Genomic DNA, 13,905 nt, shown 5'->3' on the forward strand with positions numbered 1-13,905 from the left:
ACCGTTAACACCCATCGACACCCATTGACACCATTGACACCATCAACACCACTCCATCGCCCGGGCCAACGATGAGTCAGATTACGCGCGCCCTGCGGACGCGCTAATCCGACCTACCGCTGCATCGATTCCCACACCTTCTGCAAACGCTTGGCAGACACGGGCATCGGCGTGCGCAATTCCTGCGCAAACAGCGACACGCGCAGCTCTTCCAGCATCCAGCGGAACTCGACCAGTTTCGGATCCGTGTTCTTGCCGGCCTGGCGGTCCTTGGCCTGGCGCAAGTACGGCGCGGCGGCCGATTGCCATTCGGCCATCAACTTGGTGTCGCGTGCGGGGTCGGCGCGCAGTTTTTCCAGGCGTACATTGATCGCTTTTAAGTAGCGGGGGAAATGCGCGAGCTGCGTGTATTCGTTTTCCGTCAGGAAACGTTTATGCACGAGTCCCTGCAGCTGCGCCTGGATATCGGTGGCCGCCGCTGCGGGAATATTTTGCAGCCGCTTCGGCAAGCCGTGGAATTCCGTCAGCACTTGCGACAGCAAACGGGCGATTTCATTGACCAGCAAGACCAGGCGCGACTTGCCTTCCGCCTGTCGCTTGGCAAACGAGGCGGCGTCCAGCGGCAGCGGATCTTGCAAGCAAGCAATGTCGAGCGCCTTGTTGATGATTTGCTCGCGCAACTCTTCCTGCGAACCCAGGGCCATGAATTGCATGCCCATCTGCTGCAAGCCGGGGATGCTTTTCTCGACGTACTTGATCTGCTCCTTCATTTGCAGCGCAAATAAACGGCGCAAACCGACCTTGTGCGTACGCGCGGCCACGGTCGGGTCGTCAAACACTTCCAGGTCGCAATGCATGCCCTTGTCGACGAGGGCAGGGAAACCGATCAAAGTCAGCTTGCCCTGCACGATTTCGAGCAGCTCCGGCAATTCGCCGAAGGTCCAGGCCGTCAAACCCATGTGCTGCGAGACGGTGGCGTTCGGAGGCGCCGGCGCGGCGGCGGATGCGCCCTTGCCTGCTGCGACTGTAGCGCCCTGTGCCTGCAGCCGCGACGCCACTTGCGCGCCGGCCACCTTGGCACCGGGCGTGCCCGTGCCGGAGACGCCCGACACTTCTGCCAGCTTCTGGAAACTCTGGCGCGCCTGGCCGCCGAATTCCGCCTGCAGGGTGGCCAGGTTGCGGCCCATGTCCAGCTGGCGGCCATGCTCGTCGATCACCTTGAAATTCATGAAGTGATGGGCCGGCAGGGTTTCCGGCTTGAAGTCCGTCGTCAGCACATTGATCGTGATCTGCGTGCGGATGTCGAGGATGATGGCATCGATCAAATCACCGCGGCCAAACACGCCCGCCTCATGCACGCGCTCGCAGAATTTCGCCGCGTAATCGGGCAGCGGCACGCAGTGGCGGCGCAGCTTTTGCGGCAAGGATTTTAATAGCAGATGCACTTTTTCCTTCAGCATGCCCGGCACCAGCCATTCGCAGCGCTCGCGCGGCAACTGGTTCAGCGCATACAGGGGCACGCTCAAGGTCACGCCATCGCGCACGCTGCCCGGCTCGAAGTGGTACGTGAGGCCCATTTCCAGTCCCGTCACGGACATGGTTTTCGGGAACAGGTCCGTCGTCACGCCGGCCGCTTCGTGGCGCATCAGCTCTTCGCGGTTCAGGTACAGCAGCTTCTGGTTCTCGCGCGTGGCTTCCTTGTGCCACTTCTCGAAACCGGCGCCATTGCACACGTCCGCCGGCAGCAGCTTGTCGTAGAAGGCGGCGATCAGTTCATCGTCGACCAGCACGTCCAGCCGGCGCGATTTGTGCTCGAGGTTTTCGATATCCTTGATCAGCTTGTGGTTGTGCGCAAAGAATGGCGCGCGCGTGTCGAAGTCGCCGCCAACGAGGGCGTCGCGGATGAAAATCTCGCGCGCTTCCGGCAAGTTGAAGTTGCCGTAGTTGATGCGCCGCTGGCTGTACACCACCAGCCCATATAAAGTCGCCCGTTCGGACGCCGTCACTTGCGCCGAACGTTTTTCCCAGCGCGGCTCGCCCCACGATTTCTTCAGCAGGTGCTCGCCCACTTTTTCCAGCCACTCGGGCTGGATCTGCGCCACGCAGCGCGCGTACAGCCGCGTCGTGTCGACCAGTTCGGCCGCCATGATCCACTTGCCCGGCTTTTTCAGCAGCGAAGAACCGGGCCAGATATGGAACTTGATGCCGCGCGCGCCCATATACCCGGCGCCCGGCTCGTCCTCGCCTTTGAAACCGATATTGCCCAGCAAACCGGTCAGCAAGGCCATGTGCAGATTGTCGTAGGTGGCGGGCGCTTCGTTCAGGCGCCAGCCCTGCTCCTTGACGATGGTCAGCAGCTGCGAGTGCACGTCGCGCCATTCGCGCAAGCGCATCTGCGACAGGAAATTCGTGCGGCAATTGTCCTGCAGCTGGCGGTTGGTTTTCTTGTGCTCGATGGCGGACTCGAACCAGCGCCAGATCTTCAGGTAGCTGAGGAACTCCGACTTTTCATCGGCGAATTTCTTGTGCGCTTCGTCGGCCGCCTGCTGGTGTTCCATCGGGCGGTCGCGCGGGTCCTGCACCGACAACGCGGAGGCGACGATCAGCACTTCCGTCAAACACGCGTTATCGAGCGCGGCCAAAATCATGCGTCCCACGCGCGGGTCCAGCGGCAGCTTGGCCAGCTTGTTGCCCAGCGCCGTCAGTTTATTGACTTCATCGACAGCACCGAGTTCCTGCAGCAGCTGGTAACCGTCGGCGATGGCGCGCGCCAGCGGCGGCTCGATGAAGGGGAAGGTTTCCACGTCCGTCAGGTGCAGCGACTTCATGCGCAGGATGACGGCGGCCAGCGAGGAGCGCAGGATTTCCGGCTCCGTGAATTTCGGCCGCAGCAGATAATCCTGCTCTTCGTACAAACGGATGCACACGCCGTCGGCCACGCGGCCGCAACGGCCGGCGCGCTGGTTGGCGGCCGACTGGGCGATCGGTTCGACCTGCAGCTGTTCGACCTTGTTGCGGTAGCTGTAGCGTTTCACGCGCGCCAGGCCCGCGTCGACCACGTAGCGGATGCCGGGCACCGTCAGCGAGGTTTCCGCCACGTTGGTGGCCAGCACGATGCGGCGCGCATTGCTGGTCTTGAAGACGCGTTCCTGCTCCTCGGCCGACAGGCGGGCGAACAGCGGCAAAATCTCCACATGCGGCGGATGGTGCTTGCGCAGCGCTTCGGCGCAGTCGCGGATTTCGCGCTCGCCGGGCAGGAACACCAGCACGTCGCCCGAGCCGATGCGGCACAGCTCTTCCACGCCATCGACGACGGCATCCATCAAGTCGCGCTTTTCGCGCGCAGCGGCGGTGCGCTGGCCCGGCTTGTCGGCATTGCTGCCTGCGCCAGGCATGGCCACCTGCTCGCGTTCCACGGGACGGTAGCGCACTTCCACCTGGTACAGACGGCCCGACACTTCGATCACGGGTGCCGGTTTTTCCGGCGTGCCGAAATGGCGCGAGAAGCGCTCGGCATCGATGGTGGCCGAGGTGATGATGATCTTCAGGTCGGGCCGGCGCGGCAGCAGCTGCTTTAAATAACCAAGCAGGAAGTCGATGTTCAGGCTGCGTTCGTGCGCTTCATCGATGATGATGGTGTCGTAGTTTTTCAACAAGGGGTCGGTCTGCGTCTCGGCCAGCAGAATGCCGTCCGTCATCAGCTTGACGGACGCGCCACGGCTCAGGGTGTCGTTAAAGCGCACCTTGAAACCCACGGTTTCGCCCAAGGGCGTGCCCAGTTCCTGCGCGATGCGCTTGGCCGTCGACGAGGCGGCGATCCGGCGCGGCTGCGTGTGGCCGATCATGCCCTTCTGTCCGCGTCCCAGTTCCAGGCAAATCTTCGGCAACTGCGTCGTCTTGCCGGAACCCGTCTCGCCCGAGACGATGATGACCTGGTTTTCCGTCAAGGCCTTGGCGATTTCTTCGCGCCGGCCCGAGACGGGCAAGTCTTCCGGATACGTAATCGGTGGCAGCGGGTTGCGGAAGGCCTTTTCCGCCTCGCGCGCGGCGCGGGCCGCGTCACGGCTCTCGCGGCTGGCCTGGTCATCGCGCGGCGCCTGCCCCTCGCGCGGCGGACGCGACGCGCGCTGCTGCTGTTGCTGTCGCTGTTGCTGTTGCTCTTTCTGCTGTTCCGCGCGTGGCGGCTGCTGCCTTTGCTGGCTCACGGGCGGGCGTGATCGGCCTTGCGCAGGCGTGGCGGCAGGCGTGGCAACACCCCCGCTGGCGGGCACATTTGCAACGTTGGAAGGAGGGGAAGACTTATTGCTGGCTGAAGACATTGTTTTTTACAGGTATTTTAAGCGCGCACATCGCGCAGCGAATTATAATGCGCTTAATGGAAAACCCTACCCAATTCGTCCAATGGCTGCGCTCCGTCGCGCCCTACATCCACGCCTTTCGCGGCAAGACCTTCGTGGTCGCCTTCCCCGGTGAACTCGTCAGCGCCGGGGCGCTGCAGGTGCTGGCCCATGATTTGTCCCTGCTGCATGCGCTGGACATCAATGTCACCGTCGTCTACGGCTCGCGGCCGCAGGTGGCCGAACAACTGGCCTTGCGTAACGTCGAAGGCCGCTTCCACAACGGCGTGCGCATCACGGATATCGCCGCGCTGGAATGCGCAAAGGAAGCGGCCGGCGAGCTGCGCCTCGATATCGAGGCCGCGTTCAGCCAGGGCTTGCCGAACACGCCCATGTCGCATGCGGCCATCCGTATCATTTCCGGCAACTTCATCACGGCGCGCCCGCTGGGCGTGATCGATGGCGTGGACCTGGAACTGACGGGCATCACGCGCAAGGTCGATGCAGAAACCATCCATTCCATCCTTGGTTCGGACGGCCTGGTGCTGCTCTCGCCCCTGGGCTTCTCGCCCACGGGCGAAGCGTTTAATCTCACCATGGAAGACGTGGCGTGCAGCGCCGCCATCGCCCTGCACGCGGACAAGCTGATCTTTATTACCGAAACGCCGATGATGGAAGACGCCACGGGCGTGGAAATCCGCGAACTGTCGTCGCACCAGGCCGAAGCCGTGCTGATGGCCGGCTTCCTGCCCGACGCCACGGCGTTCTACCTGAAGCATTGCGTCAAGGCTTGCCACAACGGCGTCGAGCGTTCGCATATCGTGCCGTTCTCGATGGACGGTTCCGCCCTGCTGGAATTGTTTACCCATGATGGCGTGGGCACGATGATCAGCCATGAAAACCTGGAAAGCCTGCGCCAGGCCACCATCGAAGACGTGGGCGGCATCATCAAACTGATCGAACCGCTGGAAGCGGACGGCACTTTGGTGAAGCGGGGCCGCGAGCTGATCGAGCGCGAAATCGATTATTTCTCCGTCATCGAGCATGACGGCGTGATCTTCGGCTGCGCCGCCCTGTACCCGTTCCCCGCGCAAAAGATGGCGGAAATGGCATGTTTGACGGTCAACCCGGAAGTGCAAGCCCAGGGCGACGGCGAGCGCATCCTGAAACACATGGAAAACCGCGCGCGCGCCGCCGGCCTGAACAAACTGTTCGTGCTGACCACGCGCACCTCGCACTGGTTCAAGAAGCGGGGCTTCGTGCCGGCCACCGTCGACGATTTGCCGAAGGACCGCCAGCATATGTATAACTGGCAGCGCAAGTCGCAGGTGTTGATCAAGACACTGTAAAACTGAAAAAGCCCGGCATGCCGGGCTTTTTCACATTGGGATCGTTATTTGATATTCAGCGGCGCAAACGACTTGACCAGATCGTCGAGCGCCTTCAACTGCGCCAGGAACGGCTCCAGCTGGTCCAGCGGCAAGGCGCTGGGGCCGTCGCAGCGGGCATTGTCCGGGTCCGGATGGGCTTCCAGGAACAGGCCGGCGATGCCGACGGCCAGGCCGGCGCGGGCCAGGTCGGCCACCTGCTGGCGGCGGCCGCCCGAAGCGGCGCCGCCGGGATCGCGCTGCTGCAGGGCGTGCGTGACGTCGAAGATGATGGGCAGGTCGTCGCAGGTCTTTTTCATGACGCCAAAACCCAGCATGTCGACCACCAGATTGTCGTAGCCGAGGCAAGTGCCGCGGTCGCACAGGATCAACTGATCGTTGCCCGCTTCCTTGAATTTCTCGACGATATTGGCCATCTGGCCTGGGCTGAGGAATTGCGGCTTCTTGATGTTGATCACTTTACCCGTTTTCGCCAGCGCCACGACGAGGTCCGTCTGACGCGCCAGGAAGGCGGGCAGTTGCAGCACGTCGACCACTTCGGCCACCTGCTGCGCCTGCCATGGCTCATGCACGTCGGTAATCACGGGTACGCCGAACGCCGCCTTGACGTCCTGGAAGATGCGCATGCCTTCTTCCAGGCCCGGTCCCCGGTAGGAATGGATCGAGGAACGGTTGGCCTTGTCGAAGCTGGCCTTGAACACATAGGGAATGCCCAGTTTTTGCGTGACGCGCACATATTCTTCGCAGGCGCGCATGGCAAGATCACGCGATTCGAGCACGTTGATGCCGCCAAACAGCGCGAAGCTGCCGGTATTGCTGACATCGATGCCATGGACTTTCACTGAGGTCATAGGGATTCCATATTGGTTAATTGTTACTACTTGCTTGGAAGAGGCGCAGCCAGCGGCTGGCGCGATAAGGCATCTTACTAGCTAGGGCGGCGCAGATCAAATTTGATCCAGCGCAAGGGCGCGGCAAACGGCGTGTCGCCAGGCCGCGACGGCCCCGCGAGGGCAGGCGCAAAGTGCCTTATAATCACGCTTTATCTCTACACTGATTCAGGAGCACAGATGGCCCGCACGATCCACTGCATCAAACTCAACAAGGAAGCCGAAGGACTGGATTTCCCGCCGTACCCGGGCGAACTGGGCAAGAAGATTTACGAATCCGTGTCGAAGGAAGCATGGGCCGCCTGGCTCAAGCACCAGACTATGCTGGTCAATGAAAACCGTTTGAACCTGGCCGACGCGCGCGCCCGCAAATACCTGGCCACGCAGATGGAAAAGCATTTCTTCGGCGATGGCGCCGATGCCGCCATGGGCTACGTGCCGCCAACGGAATAAGTTTTATCGCTTGCCCGTGGCCGCCGCGTCACGGGCAGTTTCACCTGCGTTTCACGCCCTCCTCCGCCGTTTCACGGCACCGCCTCCCCGTTTCGTCGCACACCGCTCGCCGCCCATGCCGCCCGCTGGCACAGTACATCCATCGACAACCTCACTCCAAAGGCGGACACCATGTTGCAGCACATCTTCAGCCACACTCCCCTCTACGTCTGGGCCATCCTGGGCTTCCTCGTCTACCGGGGCGTGCTGGCCAGCCGCGCACGCGAAGTGACCTTGCGCAAGCTGTGCATCATTCCCCTGGTCATGCTGGCCCTGTCGCTGAGCGGCGTGCAGGGCAGTTTCGGCCTGGCCGGCGTGGCGCCGTTCGCCTGGGCCGCCGGCGCCCTGGCCGGCGCGGCGCTGGCATGGACGCTGAGCGATGCGCGCAAGATCGTCGCCATACCCGAGCGGGCCAGCGTGCAGCGTCCCGGCAGCTGGGTGCCGTTGATGCTGATGATGAGTATCTTTTGCATGAAGTATGCGGTGGCCGTGACCCTGGCCATCGCGCCGGCCTACGCCCATGCGACCGGCTTCATCGTGCCCGTCTGCCTCGCCTACGGCTGCTTCAGCGGCATCTTCCTCGGCGGCTTGCTGCGCACCGTGGCCGTGTACCGGGCGGTGCAAACGGAAGGCTGGGGTCAGACCCGGCGGGGGAATACGCCCCAGTGGGGCGCATTCCGATCACGTAGTGACTGACCCCGGATTTCTGCTGCATATCAGTACGCCAAGGTACGCACGCCTTCCGGCATGCCCAGCAGGCAGACATTCGCGCCGCGCACAGCGAACAGGCCGACGGCGATGACGCCGACGATCTGGTTGATCTGCTGTTCCAGCGCCACCGGGTCGGCGATCTGCAAGCCCAGCACGTCGATGATCTCGCCGCCGTTGTCGGTGATGAAGGCTTCCGTGCTGCCAGGCTTCAGGCGCAAGCGGGGCGTGCCGCCCAGCGCGGCCAGCTGGCGCGAGACGGCGGCGCGCGCCATCGGCACCACTTCCACCGGCAGCGGGAAGGCACCGAGGGTCTCGACGAGCTTGGAGCCGTCGGCGATGCAGACGAACTGTTTCGCGACGGACGCGACGATCTTTTCGCGCGTCAATGCCGCGCCGCCGCCCTTGATCATGGCGCCGCTGGCCGTGATTTCATCGGCGCCATCGATGTAGACGGCGATCGACTCGACGTCGTTCAGGTCGAAGACGGGAATGCCATGACCGGCCAGGCGCGCGGCCGTCGCTTCGGACGACGCGACCGTCCCCTTGATGCGGTCCTTGATCTTGGCCAGTTCATCGATGAAAAAGTTGGCGGTGGAACCGGTGCCGACACCGATGATTTCACCGTCCACCACATAGTTAATGGCGGCGCGGGCTACGGCTTGCTTCAATTCGTCTTGGGTCATGGCAAAAAAAGGCTAAAGTGAGGAATGCCGCTATTTTAACGGATTGCCGGCCCGGCCAGCCGGCCATGATGACGGACCTGGCGACGGGATACAACAGGCAAGTGGAAAAGACTTGCCCCAAGGCAATTGCCCAGCCAATTACTCTCTATGCCCTCTAAAATATGCGAAAATGGAACGATTGACCGATATGACGTTTCAGGAATAGCACATGAATCACAGTAAGCAGGTACTTGTTGTCGATGACAGCCGGGTTTCACGTCTGATGTCGCATCAGTTCATCCTCAGCAAACATGCCGACTGGCAAGTGATTGAGGCGGCGACGGGTGAGGAAGCCCTGGAAAAAGTCAAGACTGTCAGCCCTGTTCTGATATTACTGGATGTCAACATGCCCGGCATGGGCGGTGTGGCGGCGGCGGAACAATTGCGCGCGCTGTGCCCCCAAACGCACATCGTTCTCGTCACGGCGAACGTGCAAAACGCCATCCGCAACCGCGCCATCGAACTTCGTGTCGGCTTCATGGAAAAACCGATCACGGAAACCCGCATCCACCAGCTGATCGAGTCACTGGGACTGTGAGCATGGTCAATCTCTCCGAACTGGAAAACGATGCCCTCGTGGAGATATTCAACATCGGGGTGGGCCATGCGGCCGCCGCGATGAGCGAGATCGTCAATGAAGAGGTCACCATGTCGGTGCCGTCGATCACTTTCCTGAACCGTGCCGATGCGGCTGCCCTGCTGGGCAGCAAGAAGGATGGCGAACGCATCTGCGGCGTCAGCCAGCATTACGATGGCGCCTTCGCCACCGAAGCCATCCTGATGTTCCCGGAAGATAAAAGCCTGGAAATCGTGCGCCTGATGGTGGGCGACGCCATGCCGCTGCAGGAACTGACGGAGATGGAACAGGAAGCGATGAGCGAAATCGGCAACATCATCCTCAATTCCTGCGTAGGGACTTTGGCCAACCTGTTCGACAGCGAACTGCATGGCTCGCTGCCCCTGTACCACGTGGGCACCAGCGCGGAAATCCTGTCTTCGTTCGGCGGCCACGATGACGAGGCCGTCGTACTGATGCTGCATATCGACTTCGTGCTGTCCAAGCACCAGATCCACGGTTATGTGGCATTCGTGCTCGACCTGTCCGCCCTGCACGACCTGAAGCAGCAGGTCAGCCACTATCTGGCCAAGGTCCTGGGACAGGCGTGACGATCATGCCCGATGCCTTACACCGACTCGCCCTGCTCGAGAGCATACTCGGCGCCGTCAACCTGGGCGCCATCGTGCTCGACGAGCAGCACCGCATCGTGCTGTGGAACCACTGGATGGCGCGCCACTCGGCATGCCAGGCCGACGCCGTGCTGGGCCAGGATTTCTTCACCGTCTATCCGGAACTGCGCCACAAGCGCATCGATTCGGCCATCACCCAGGCCCTGCGCGACAATTTCCAGTCGCTGCTGTCGCAAACCCTGCACAAGGCGCCGTTTCCCCTGTACACGCATGGCGCGGCCGAAGGCCGGGAGCGCATGCAGCAGGCGATCGCCGTCACGCCGATCAATTTGCCCGATTCGCCGCGCCACTGCCTGATCCAGATCAATGATGTCACCATCGCCGTGGGCCGCGAAAAGCTGCTGCGCGAACAGACCATGGTCTTGCGTTCGCAAACCTTTGCCGATGGCTTGACGGGCATCGCCAACCGCCGCCACTTCGACGTGGCGATCGAGAAGGAAATGCGGCGCGCCATGCGCACGGGCAGCCCCCTGTCGCTGCTGATGATCGATATCGATCACTTCAAGGACTACAACGACCATTACGGCCACCAGCAAGGTGATGATTGCCTGATCCGCGTCGCGGCCGAACTGGCCGCCATCCTGCAGCGCCCCACAGACTTGCTGGCGCGCTATGGCGGCGAGGAATTTGCCGCCATCCTGCCCGACACGGACGCGGCGCAGGCGCTGCGCATGGCCGAGGTAATCCGCCAGCACGCGGCCGGACTGCGCATTCCGCATGCCAAGACGGGCAATGAGGTCAAGCACATCACGGTCAGCATCGGCATCGCCACCCAGCACCCGCAGCAGCAGCCGACCATCTCCGCCCTGATCGGCGCCGCCGACCGCGCCCTGTACCTGGCCAAGGGCGCCGGGCGCAACCGCGTGATGGTGCAGCCGCTGTAAAAAAAGCAACGCAGGGCAAAGGATTCCAGTAGACATCTTTATGGCGTGTGCGTAGACTCGTCATTGATTGCAGCAACAATAACAAGAATTTATCTGTGGTATCTATCCCTGCGCATGGCTCACCATGCGGGACACGGCCAGGAGCGCTTGTGAATCTCGATCCTCCCCTCAGATCCGGCTTGCCGGGTGCCGGCATGGATACGACCATGGTCAACGGCATGCGCCTGCTGCTGTCGAGCGCCACCTTGCTGACCCTGTTCATCGACCCCGAAAGCGCCGGCAAGCTGAGCAAGATTACCTGGCTGATCTTTTCCGCCTACACCATGCACAGCCTGCTGCTCTATGTGCTGGCCGTGCTGGGCTTCAGCCTGCCCCAGGACATCTTGCTGTACTGGCTCGACGTGGCCTGGTATGCGCTGATCGTGTTTTCCACCAGCAGCCACAACAATTTATTCTTCCTGTTTTTTTTCTTTGCCATCCTGACCTCGTCGTTCCAGCGGGGCTTCGAGGAAGGCGCGCGCGTGACCCTGGCCTCGGCCGGCCTGTTCGCCGCCACGGCCCTGTTCGGCGAATCGGATGCGGAGCTGTCGCGCCTGCTGCTGCGTACCACCTTCCTGCTGGCGCTCGGCTACATGATCGCCTACTGGGGCGGTTCGGCCATCACGCAGCGCAGCCACCTGGCGCTGCTGCGCGATGTCAGCCAGCTGTCCAATCCGCGCTTTGGCGTCGACCAGACCATTACCTCCGTGCTGGAAAAAACCCGCAGTTATTTCAACGGCCGCAGCTGCCTGCTGATCATGCAGGACAAGGGCACGCGGGTCTGGTCGCTGCGCAGCGTGCTGCAAACGGCAACGGGCGTCGTGCACACCAGCTCGCTCCTCAGCGATGACGCCGCCAGTCCCCTGCTCGCTTTCCCGCACGATAAAATCGCCTTGTACAACCAGCCCGCCGGCCGCTGGCTGCCGTGGACAGGCGGCGCGCGCATGCTCGATCCCGACAGCGGACGCTGGCTGCGGCACGACGACGCGGCAGGCGACCGCCTGGCCGAGCTGCTCGAAGCGCACGCCTTCATCAGCGCACCGCTGCCCCTGCGCAATGGCAAGGGCCGCATCTTCATCGTCTCCGCCACCAGCATGAGCAAGACGGACGCCCTGTTTCTCAGTCATATCGGCGCGCAGGCGTTTCCCGTCATTGAAAACATCGACCTGCTCGACCGCCTGGCGTCGCAGGCGGCCTCGCGCGAGCGCGAAAAGATCGCCCGCGACCTGCATGACACGGCCGTGCAGCCGTATATCGGCCTGCGCCACGGCCTGGCCGCCCTGCGCAACGAAGCCACGCCCGGCAACCCGCTGCTGCCCGAACTGGAAAAACTGATCATCATGTCGGGCCAGGTGATCGCCGACCTGCGCAGCTACGCGCGCACGTTCAAGAACGGCCAGGTGCAAAGCGAGCCGGAACTGCTGGTCGCGCTGCGCCGCCAGGCCACGCAGATCCGCGAATTCTATGGCATCGACATCGCCCTGCAAATCGAAGGCGACCTGCACATCAACGACCGCCTGGCGGCCGAGGTGTTCCAGATCGTCAACGAAGGCATGAGCAATATCCGCAAGCATACGTCGGCGCGCCACGGCGCCGTCAAGCTGACCTGCGTGCAGGGCGCGCTGCACATCAGCATCGACAACGAATGCGCGGCCGCGCACGTCCCCGATTTTCTGCCCGACTCGCTGGCCGAACGGGCAGCCGCCCTGGGTGGCACGGCCCGCGTCACGCATGGCATGCTGGGCAACACCTCCGTGCAGATCGAGATCCCCATATGAACGACTTACGCTACACGCCCCCGGCCAGCCATGTCATCAGCGTCATGCTGGTGGACGATCACAAGACCATGCTGTGGGGCCTGGAGCGGCTGATCGGCGGCGAGCACTCGGGCATGCGCGTGGTCGCCACGGCGTCCGACAGCGCCGAGGCGCTGGAGCAGGCGAAGGCGCTGCAACCGGATGTGATCGTGCTGGACCTGGACCTGGGCGGCATCAGCTCGCTGGCCATCCTGCCCGCGCTGGCGCAGTGCGGCAGCACGCGCGTGCTGGTGCTGACGGCCAGCCACGACCAGGCCGTCCTGGACCAGACGGTGCTGAAAGGCGCGCGCGGCATCGTCAGCAAGGATGCGCCGGCGGAGATGGTGCTGAAGGCCATCGAAAAGGTATACCAGGGCGAGCTGTGGCTGGAACACGCGATGCTGGGACGCATGCTGACGCAGCTGACCCAGCCCGGCGGCGGCTCGGCGCAAGCCATCGCCATCGCCAGCCTGACCCTCAAGGAAAGAAAGATCATCGCCGCGCTGGTGCACGGCAGCGGCACGCCGGCCAAGCTGCTGGCGGACCAGCTGTTCATCTCCGAACACACCCTGCGCAACCACCTGACGTCGATCTACCGCAAGCTGGGCGTATACAACCGCCTGGAACTGTACGCCTACGCCACCAAGCACCAGCTGGGCCAATTGCCGCCCGGCGCCTGACGCCGCTGTCCCCCGGCACGGCCACTGCCCGGCCGCGCACTCCCTCCGCCGCCCCCTTCGCCAGCCACCGGCGCTGCCTGCGCCCGCGCGCCCGCGCGCCAGACTCGACCATGACAATTGTCACGAAAAAAACAAGCAATTCCTCCTTGCAATAAAAGGATGTTCTTCTGATGTAGATCAAGGTGCCAACTTCTATAGTGGATTTACCGGAGTGCAAATCACCGCGCGGCCCACCACGACACGGAGCACAGCATGCGCCTTGACAAGTTTCTTCCGACAGCCCTGATCACCTATTTGCAGGGCAAGGAAAAGGCTGCGTTCTACCGCTATGCCCTGGTGGCGGCCCTCATGGCGGTGGTGTGCATCATCGGACTGCTCGCACTGGGCGAAAGCCCATGAGAGCGTAGCAACAGGAAGCAACACCGCCATGCCGTTTTACCCACCGTCGTAGCTTAACCACCACCAGGAGTTGTCATGAACCTCATCAAAAACTTTATCCGCGAAGAAGATGGCGTCACCGCAATCGAATATGGCCTGATCGCCGCCCTGATCGCCGTGGTGATCATCGCCGCCATCACCATCGTCGGCACGCAGCTGAAAAAAACCTTCAGCACCATCGGCACCAAGCTGACCACCGCCAATGCCTGACGCGGTGCCGTCCGGGCCGGCCCAGCGCCAGCCCGGACTACGCTTCCCCATATTTCCGGCACGCCCACCT

13 protein-coding genes are annotated in these 13,905 nt (G+C 62.6%); 10 read left to right on the forward strand and 3 right to left on the reverse strand.

The annotated features are described in order from the left end of the window. Nucleotides 1-113: 113 nt before the first annotated feature. A complete protein-coding gene (hrpA, locus tag D9M09_RS20090; RefSeq protein ID WP_205602272.1) occupies nt 114-4,319 on the reverse strand; it encodes an ATP-dependent RNA helicase HrpA in 4,206 nt (1,401 codons plus the stop codon). A 56-nt stretch (nt 4,320-4,375) separates the two neighbouring features. Here hrpA and argA point away from each other — a divergent pair, with 56 nt between their 5' ends. Next, on the forward strand, nt 4,376-5,686 hold the full coding sequence (gene argA / locus D9M09_RS20095; RefSeq protein WP_046685875.1) for an amino-acid N-acetyltransferase: 1,311 nt from the start codon (nt 4,376-4,378) through the stop codon (nt 5,684-5,686). A 44-nt stretch (nt 5,687-5,730) separates the two neighbouring features. Here argA and kdsA read toward each other — a convergent pair whose 3' ends face one another. After that, the gene (gene kdsA / locus D9M09_RS20100) at nt 5,731-6,576 is read right to left on the reverse strand and encodes a 3-deoxy-8-phosphooctulonate synthase (RefSeq protein WP_034750794.1); all 846 of its coding nucleotides are present in this window, start codon (nt 6,574-6,576) and stop codon (nt 5,731-5,733) included. A gap of 219 nt (nt 6,577-6,795) precedes the next feature. Between kdsA and D9M09_RS20105 the strand changes: the two genes are divergently transcribed. Then, nucleotides 6,796-7,068 carry an oxidative damage protection protein gene (locus tag D9M09_RS20105; RefSeq protein ID WP_034750797.1) on the forward strand — a complete coding sequence of 91 codons (273 nt, stop codon included), beginning with the start codon at nt 6,796-6,798 and terminating at the stop codon, nt 7,066-7,068. Between the two features lie 171 nt (nt 7,069-7,239). Further along, nucleotides 7,240-7,803 (forward strand): DUF6622 family protein, encoded by a 564-nt coding sequence (locus D9M09_RS20110; protein ID WP_240453429.1) that lies wholly within the window; start codon nt 7,240-7,242, stop codon nt 7,801-7,803. 20 nt (nt 7,804-7,823) lie between these two features. Here the strand turns inward: D9M09_RS20110 and rpiA are convergent, their stop codons facing one another. Continuing rightward, the gene (gene rpiA / locus D9M09_RS20115; protein ID WP_070289159.1) at nt 7,824-8,501 is read right to left on the reverse strand and encodes a ribose-5-phosphate isomerase RpiA; all 678 of its coding nucleotides are present in this window, start codon (nt 8,499-8,501) and stop codon (nt 7,824-7,826) included. 208 nt (nt 8,502-8,709) lie between these two features. On the opposite strand from rpiA, the gene D9M09_RS20120 reads away from it, so the two are divergent. From D9M09_RS20120 to D9M09_RS20145, 7 genes are all read left to right on the forward strand, one after another. Beyond that, the gene (locus D9M09_RS20120; protein ID WP_070222443.1) at nt 8,710-9,078 is read left to right on the forward strand and encodes a response regulator; all 369 of its coding nucleotides are present in this window, start codon (nt 8,710-8,712) and stop codon (nt 9,076-9,078) included. 2 nt (nt 9,079-9,080) lie between these two features. Beyond that, nucleotides 9,081-9,707, forward strand: a complete 627-nt coding sequence (locus D9M09_RS20125) for a chemotaxis protein CheC (RefSeq protein WP_070222465.1) — start codon at nt 9,081-9,083, stop codon at nt 9,705-9,707. A 5-nt stretch (nt 9,708-9,712) separates the two neighbouring features. Then, nucleotides 9,713-10,672, forward strand: coding sequence for a GGDEF domain-containing protein (locus D9M09_RS20130; RefSeq protein ID WP_070289169.1), 960 nt, complete (start codon nt 9,713-9,715; stop codon nt 10,670-10,672). A 149-nt stretch (nt 10,673-10,821) separates the two neighbouring features. Next, on the forward strand, nt 10,822-12,489 hold the full coding sequence (locus D9M09_RS20135) for a sensor histidine kinase (protein WP_139142972.1): 1,668 nt from the start codon (nt 10,822-10,824) through the stop codon (nt 12,487-12,489). Beyond that, nucleotides 12,486-13,187, forward strand: a complete 702-nt coding sequence (locus D9M09_RS20140; RefSeq protein ID WP_070222441.1) for a response regulator — start codon at nt 12,486-12,488, stop codon at nt 13,185-13,187. The genes D9M09_RS20135 and D9M09_RS20140 overlap by 4 nt, the downstream gene beginning before the upstream one ends. A 252-nt stretch (nt 13,188-13,439) precedes the next feature. Continuing rightward, on the forward strand, nt 13,440-13,586 hold the full coding sequence (locus D9M09_RS29170) for a hypothetical protein (RefSeq protein WP_157814672.1): 147 nt from the start codon (nt 13,440-13,442) through the stop codon (nt 13,584-13,586). A gap of 75 nt (nt 13,587-13,661) precedes the next feature. After that, nucleotides 13,662-13,835 carry a Flp family type IVb pilin gene (locus D9M09_RS20145; RefSeq protein ID WP_070222439.1) on the forward strand — a complete coding sequence of 58 codons (174 nt, stop codon included), beginning with the start codon at nt 13,662-13,664 and terminating at the stop codon, nt 13,833-13,835. Nucleotides 13,836-13,905: the final 70 nt, after the last annotated feature.

Source organism: Janthinobacterium agaricidamnosum (assembly GCF_003667705.1).
In the GTDB taxonomy this organism is placed as follows: Bacteria; Pseudomonadota; Gammaproteobacteria; order Burkholderiales; family Burkholderiaceae_D; genus Janthinobacterium.

Excerpts from the sequence above, each read along its gene's own strand:
- hrpA (WP_205602272.1), bottom strand. The coding sequence starts at position 4,319 with ATGTCTTCAGCCAGCAATAAGTCTTCCCCTCCTTCCAACGTTGCAAAT.
- argA (WP_046685875.1), top strand. The coding sequence starts at position 4,376 with ATGGAAAACCCTACCCAATTCGTCCAATGGCTGCGCTCCGTCGCGCCC.
- kdsA (WP_034750794.1), bottom strand. The coding sequence starts at position 6,576 with ATGACCTCAGTGAAAGTCCATGGCATCGATGTCAGCAATACCGGCAGC.
- D9M09_RS20105 (WP_034750797.1), top strand. The coding sequence starts at position 6,796 with ATGGCCCGCACGATCCACTGCATCAAACTCAACAAGGAAGCCGAAGGA.
- D9M09_RS20110 (WP_240453429.1), top strand. The coding sequence starts at position 7,240 with ATGTTGCAGCACATCTTCAGCCACACTCCCCTCTACGTCTGGGCCATC.
- rpiA (WP_070289159.1), bottom strand. The coding sequence starts at position 8,501 with ATGACCCAAGACGAATTGAAGCAAGCCGTAGCCCGCGCCGCCATTAAC.
- D9M09_RS20120 (WP_070222443.1), top strand. The coding sequence starts at position 8,710 with ATGAATCACAGTAAGCAGGTACTTGTTGTCGATGACAGCCGGGTTTCA.
- D9M09_RS20125 (WP_070222465.1), top strand. The coding sequence starts at position 9,081 with ATGGTCAATCTCTCCGAACTGGAAAACGATGCCCTCGTGGAGATATTC.
- D9M09_RS20130 (WP_070289169.1), top strand. The coding sequence starts at position 9,713 with ATGCCCGATGCCTTACACCGACTCGCCCTGCTCGAGAGCATACTCGGC.
- D9M09_RS20140 (WP_070222441.1), top strand. The coding sequence starts at position 12,486 with ATGAACGACTTACGCTACACGCCCCCGGCCAGCCATGTCATCAGCGTC.
- D9M09_RS29170 (WP_157814672.1), top strand. The coding sequence starts at position 13,440 with ATGCGCCTTGACAAGTTTCTTCCGACAGCCCTGATCACCTATTTGCAG.
- D9M09_RS20145 (WP_070222439.1), top strand. The coding sequence starts at position 13,662 with ATGAACCTCATCAAAAACTTTATCCGCGAAGAAGATGGCGTCACCGCA.